This is a genomic window from Phenylobacterium sp. (genome assembly GCF_031412415.1).
Lineage (GTDB): Bacteria > Pseudomonadota > Alphaproteobacteria > Caulobacterales > Caulobacteraceae > Phenylobacterium.
On sequence record NZ_JANOCX010000101.1, the window covers coordinates 1 to 6,086 of the forward strand.

At 68.5% G+C, this 6,086-nt stretch carries 6 protein-coding genes; 1 reads left to right on the forward strand and 5 read right to left on the reverse strand.

Annotated elements, in window-relative coordinates; all coding sequences use genetic code 11:
- From sufB to RMO04_RS05270, 3 genes are all read right to left on the reverse strand, one after another.
- On the reverse strand, positions 1 to 1,288 hold a 1,288-nt coding region (gene sufB / locus RMO04_RS05260), incomplete at its 3' end, for a Fe-S cluster assembly protein SufB (protein WP_309643740.1).
- Positions 1,289 to 1,299: 11 nt separating this feature from the next.
- Positions 1,300 to 2,424, reverse strand: coding sequence for a cysteine desulfurase family protein (locus tag RMO04_RS05265; protein ID WP_309643741.1), 1,125 nt, complete (start codon positions 2,422 to 2,424; stop codon positions 1,300 to 1,302).
- Entirely contained in the window at positions 2,421 to 2,870 is a 450-nt protein-coding gene (locus tag RMO04_RS05270) for an Rrf2 family transcriptional regulator (protein ID WP_309643742.1), read from the reverse strand. Before RMO04_RS05270 ends, RMO04_RS05265 begins: the two co-directional genes overlap by 4 nt.
- Positions 2,871 to 3,037: 167 nt before the next feature.
- Here RMO04_RS05270 and RMO04_RS05275 point away from each other — a divergent pair, with 167 nt between their 5' ends.
- Complete coding sequence (locus tag RMO04_RS05275; RefSeq protein WP_309643743.1) at positions 3,038 to 3,688, forward strand: alpha/beta hydrolase; 651 nt, start codon at positions 3,038 to 3,040, stop codon at positions 3,686 to 3,688.
- Here the strand turns inward: RMO04_RS05275 and RMO04_RS05280 are convergent.
- Together RMO04_RS05280 and RMO04_RS05285 are read right to left on the reverse strand one after the other, a co-directional pair.
- Positions 3,685 to 4,977 (reverse strand): amidohydrolase, encoded by a 1,293-nt coding sequence (locus RMO04_RS05280; RefSeq protein WP_309643744.1) that lies wholly within the window; start codon positions 4,975 to 4,977, stop codon positions 3,685 to 3,687. The genes RMO04_RS05275 and RMO04_RS05280 overlap by 4 nt on opposite strands.
- 16 nt (positions 4,978 to 4,993) lie before the next feature.
- Positions 4,994 to 6,086, reverse strand: a 1,093-nt coding sequence (locus RMO04_RS05285) for an anhydro-N-acetylmuramic acid kinase (RefSeq protein WP_309643745.1), incomplete at its 5' end; no start/stop codon positions are given.

Genomic DNA, 6,086 nt, shown 5'->3' on the forward strand with positions numbered 1-6,086 from the left:
TCGCCTCGTGCACGAACAGGGCCGAACCGTTGCGGGCCTCTAAGTAGGGCACGGTGTGGGCGGCGCAGTCCTTGCCGATGAGCAGGCTGTCGCACTGGGTGAAGTTCCGCGCCCCCGTGGCCTTGGCGTGGGCCGAGACCAGGCCGCGATAGGTGTTGGACGAGCGCCCCGCGCTGATCCCCTTGGAGATGACGCGAGACCGGGTGTTGGCGCCCAGGTGGATCATCTTGGTGCCGGTGTCGGCCTGCTGGCGGCCGTTGGTGATGGCGATGGAATAGAACTCGCCCACCGAGCCCTCGCCGCGCAGGATGCAGGAGGGGTACTTCCAGGTGATGGCCGAACCGGTCTCGACCTGGGTCCAGGACACCTTCGAACGGTCGCCCCGGCAGTCGGCGCGCTTGGTGACGAAGTTGTAGATGCCGCCCTTCCCGGTGACGGGGTCACCCGGGTACCAGTTCTGGACCGTGGAATACTTGATCTCGGCGTCGTCCATGACGACCAGCTCCACCACGGCGGCGTGCAGCTGGTTTTCGTCGCGCATCGGGGCGGTGCAGCCCTCCAGATAGGAGACGTAGGCGCCCTTGTCGGCGATGATCAGGGTGCGCTCGAACTGGCCGGAATTCTCCGCATTGATGCGGAAATAGGTCGATAGCTCCATGGGACAGCGAACGCCGGGCGGCACGTAGACGAAGCTGCCGTCCGAAAACACCGCGGCATTCAGGCAGGCGTAATAGTTGTCCGAGACCGGCACCACCGAGCCCAGGTACTTCTTCACCAACTCCGGATGCTCGCGGATCGCCTCGCTCATGGAGCAGAAGATCACCCCGACCTGAGCCAGCTCCTTCTTGAAGGTGGTGACGACGGAGACGCTGTCGAACACGGCGTCCACGGCGTAGCGCGGCGCTCCGACGACGCCGGCCAGCACCTCCTGCTCGCGCAGGGGGATGCCGAGCTTGGCGTAGGTGGCCAGGATGTCGGGGTCGACCTCGTCCAGGCTCAGAGGCCCGGTCTTCTCTTTGGGAGCGGCGTAGTAGTAGCTGTCTTGATAGTCGATGCGCGGGAAGTGGACCTTGGCCCACTCCGGCTCGTCCATGGCCAGCCAGCGCTCATAGGCGTCCAGGCGCCAGTCCAGCATCCACTGGGGCTCGTTCTTCTTCGCCGAGATGAACCGCACGATGTCGGCCGACAGCCCCTTGGGCGCGAAGTCCTGTTCGATGTCGGTGACGAAGCCGTGCTTGTACTTCTCGAGGCTCTCGACGTGATCAACGGTCTGTTTGACGGCGGCCATAATCTAACTCCTCACGCGGCAGGCGCGCGGCGCGCGGCGTGACGGGCTTCACTCCAGGCGTCCGCGAAGGCCGCCCAATCGTCTTTCGTCGTACCCCAGCCGCCCGACACGCGGATCGCGCACTCGGCCAGTTCGCCGAGGCCCATGGCCGAGAGCACGTGGCTGGCCTTGACCTTCCCCGACGAGCAGGCGGAACCGGCGCTGACCATGAAACCCGCTAGGTCCAGCTTCATCACCTGCAGATCGGACGGATAGCCGGGCATGGCGATGCAAAGGGTGTTGGGCAGACGCGGCGAGGTCTCGGCGATCACCTGGGCCCCCAGCGACTTCAGACTCGCGGCCGTGGCGTCGCGCATCGGGGTCTGGTCGTTGGTGTCGCGCAGGGCGGCCAAGGCCGCGGCGCCGAAGCCCGCGATGCCGGGCACGTTTTCAGTGCCCGCGCGGCGTCCCCGCTCCTGCCCGCCGCCGTGCTGGCGGCGAACGAGGGTGGCGCGGGGGCCGAAGGTCAGCGCGCCCACGCCTTGCGGCCCACCCAGCTTGTGCGCGGAGACCGTGAGCGTGTCGGCGCCCATCGCGCGGCTGTCGGTAGGAATCTTGCCAGCCGCCTGGATGGCGTCGACGTGAAGCCAGCCGTCGGCCGCGCGGACGATCTCGGCGGCTTCGCGGACCGGTTGAATGACGCCGGTCTCGTTGTTGGCCAGCATCAGCGCCACGAAGGGGCGTCCATCGGACGCGTCCCAGTCGGCCAGGCGGCTCGCCAGCCAGGCCAGGTCGGCCCGCCCGTCGGCGCCCACCGGCAGAACCTCCACGGCCGCGCCGCTTACCTTGGCGGTTTCCAGCACGCTGTCATGCTCGATGGCGCTGAGGATCAGGCGGCGCGAACCTGTCGCCACGGCGCTGTCGACCGCCAGCGCGTTGGCCTCGGTCCCGCCCGAGGTGAACACCACGGTGGAGGCCGGCCCGCCGATCAGGGCGGCGATGTTGTCGCGGGCCTGCTCGACCAGGGCGCGGGCCGCGCGTCCGGCCGCGTGAATCGACGACGGATTGCCGCCCAGGGCGTAGGCGCGGGTCACCGCTTCCAGCGCCTCGGGGCGCAGCGGTGCGGTGGCGTTGTAGTCGAGATAGACGCCGGTCATGCCGCCGCCGGCTGGGCCGCGCCCAGCCGCCCCGTGACCACGTCGGCCAGGGAGACCGAGGCGAGATAGGTTTCGAGCTGGCGGCCCATCTCCTCCCACAGGTCGTGAGTGAGGCAACGCTCGCCTTTCAGCATGCAGCCCTTGCCCTTGTCGCTGCAGCGGGTGGCGCGCAGTGGCTCGTCCACGGCCAAGACGATGTCGGCGATATTGGTGTCTTCCGGCGTGCGCGCCAGGCGATAGCCGCCGCCCGGGCCGCGCAGGCTGCGCACCAGGCCGCGGCGACGAAGGCGGGCGAAAAGCTGTTCCAGATAGGACAGGGAGATCTGCTGACGGGCGGCGATTTCCGAGAGCGCCACAGCGCGATCGCCCTCGCCCAGCGCGCCCTGGCGGCGCGCCAGGTCGGCCATGGCCATCACCGCATATCGTCCCTTGGTCGAGAGGCGCATGTCGCTCCTGCTGGCCCGCACGATTTTTCGAGCATTTCGCGCGGCCCCTATGTTACAGGCCCCGCCTTGCAGCGGGACTTGTCGCCGGATTGGGCCGACGGTCGCGACTTAGGAAGACCCAGCGCGTTAGTCAAGTATTAGGCGGCGCGCGAGACGAGAGGACGAGCATGCCAGAGGTGGTTCTGACCGGTGCGGCCGGGCGTATCGAAGGCCGTTACTCGGCGGGTAAGACCCCCACCGCGCCCATCGCGCTGATCCTGCACCCGCACCCCAAGGCTGGGGGCCAGATGAACCACCCGGTGGCGGTGCAGCTGTTCCACCTGTTCATGAAGCGAGGCTTCTCCACCCTGCGCTTCAACTTCCGCGGCGTGGGCCGCAGCCAGGGCGAGTTCGACAGCGGCATCGGCGAGTTGGCGGACGCCGCCACGGCGCTGGACTGGCTGCAGACCACAAACCCCGCCGCCTCCCAGTGCTGGGTGGCCGGCTATTCCTTCGGCGCCTGGGTCGGCATGCAGCTGCTGATGCGCCGCCCGGAGACGGACGGCTTCATCTCCGTCTCGCCGCCCACCAACATGTACGACTTCAGCTTCCTGGCGCCCTGCCCGGCCTCGGGCCTGATCCTGCACGGCGGCTCCGACACCGTGGTGCCGCCGGTCGAGGTCGAGCGCGTGGTCTCCAAGCTGCGCACCCAGAAAGGCATCGTCATCGACCACGAGGTCATCGACGGCGCCACGCACTTCTGGGCCGAGAACCTGCCCGACGTGGAACGCCACGTGGGCAGCTACCTCGACAAGCGGATCGCGGCGGACCCGATCTAGGACCCCTTCAGGTAGTCCAGCGCCAGCAGGGCCTGAGCCCGCACGCCGGTCTCCATGGCCTTCTCGTCCACGTCGAACATCGGCGAGTGGTTGGCGCCCTTCGGATCGCCGACGCCCAGGTCGTAGAAGAAGCCCGGGATCGCCTTCTGGAAGTACGAGAAGTCCTCGGCGCCCATGATGTAGTCGATGTCGTCGCGGATCTTGCCCTCCGCGGCGCGCTGCAGCGTGGGCTTCATGCGCGCGGTCAGTTCGCGGTTGTTCTCGGTCACCGGATTGGGCGTGCCCCACTCGAAGGTGGCGCTGGCGCCGTAGCGTTCCGAAATCGAGGCCACGGCCTTCTCGGCGCGCGCGATCACGTCCTTGCGCATGTCGGTGTCGAAGGTGCGCAGGGTGCCCGACATGGTCAGGTCTTCGGGGATGATGTTGTTGCGCACCCCGCCGTGGATCGTGGCGACGGTCAGCACCGTCGGCGTCTTGGAGACATTGATCTGGCGCGCGGCGATCTGATTGAAGGCGGTGACGATGTCGGCGGTCATGGACGCCATGTCGATCCCGACCCAGGGGGTCGAGCCGTGGGCCTGGCGGCCCTTCAGCTTGATCTCGTAACGGTCGGAGGCGGCCATCATCGGGCCAGGACGCCAGAACAGCGATCCGACCGGGCCTGGCACCGAGTGCAGCCCGAAGATGGCGTCCACCTTGGGATTTGCCAGCACACCCTCGGCGATCATCACCTTGGCGCCGCCTTCCTCGCCGGCGGGAGCCCCCTCCTCGGCCGGCTGGAAGATGAACACCACCGTGCCGGGGATATCGGCCTTCATCTTCGAGAGCAGCTCGGCCACGCCCATCAGGATGGCGACATGGCTGTCATGGCCGCAGGCGTGCATCACCGGCACCGTCTGGCCATTGTATTCCGACGTCACTTTCGAGGCGAAGGGCAAGCCCGTCCGCTCGGCCACCGGCAGTCCGTCCATGTCGGCGCGCAGGGCCACGACCTTGCCCGGCTTGCCGCCCTTGAGGATGCCCACGACCCCGGTCTTGGCCACGCCGGTGCGGACCTCGAAGCCGAGGCTTTTCAGATGCTCGGCGACCAGCTTGGACGTGCGGAACTCGCGGTTGCTGAGCTCCGGATGCTCGTGGATATCCCGGCGCCAGGCGACGACCTTGGGCTGCAGAGACTTCGCGGCGGCGAAGACCGCGGCGTCGTAGGCTTGCGGCGCGGGCGCGGCCTGGGCCGCCGTGGTCAGCGCAAGAACCGCGGCCGCGCCGGCCAGCCAATACCCCTTGAACATGAAAGCTCTCCCCGATTCATGCCGTTGGTCGGGCGATGCGCCCGCCGGTCATGGGCGCGGTGACGCCCGTGGTCTTTGGATATGAGATCGCCAGGTCGCGCAGGGTGCGCGCCGCCAGATAGGCGAAGGCCTCGGCCTCGATCGAGTCGCCGCGCCAGCCATGATCCTCGGCGGTGGTCACCGGGACCGACAGCCGCTCGGCGAAAGCCCTCATGAGCTGTGGATTGTGCCGTCCGCCGCCGCAGACCACCAGCTCGGTGGGCGTGCCGCCCATGAGCTTGAACCCCAACTTCACGGCCTCGGCGGTGAAGGCGACCAGGGTCGCGGCGGCGTCCTCGAGTTGGAGCTTGTCGAGCGCCGCCATCGGAAAGTCGTGGCGGTCCAGCGACTTCGGCGGCGGCGCCTTGAAATAGGCATGGGACAGCAGGCCGTGCAGCACGGTGTCGTCCACCTTGCCGACGCTGGCGTACTTGCCGCCGGCGTCGTAGCGGCCGGCGCCACGGGCCTGGACCAGCAGATCGATCATGCCGTTGCCGGGCCCGGTGTCGAAGGCCGCGATGTCGCCGGTCTCCGACCAGAACGTGACGTTGGCCACGCCTCCGACATTTAGGATCGCCAGGGGCGGCTTTAGGCCCGCGGTGCGGGCACGCGCGAGATGGTAGATCGGAGCCAGCGGCGCGCCCTCGCCGCCCGCCGCCACATCGGCGGTGCGGAAGTCGTAGGCGACCGGCACGCCGGTCGCGTTGGCCAGCCACTGTGCGTCACCCAGCTGAACCGTGCGTCCGACCCGGTCGGGCCGTGGGCGCTCATGCAGGACCGTCTGGCCGTGCATGCCCATCAGGTCGATGTCGGACCAGGTCAGCCGGTGCTCGGCCAGGAATCCCTCGGCGGCGTCGAAGTGCTCGCGCGCCACGGCGAGCGCCAGGTCCTTGAAGATCGCCGGCTCGGGCGTCCCGCGCTCCCAGAGCAGGGCCTGGCGGGTGGTTTCAAGGGCGAGGTCGCGGACAGCCTCGGTCAGTTTGCGTTCGCCGGCCGGGCCAAACGCGGCGATCGTCTCGCCATCGGTCTCCAGGATCGCCATGTCGCAGGCGTCGAGGGAGGTGCCGGTC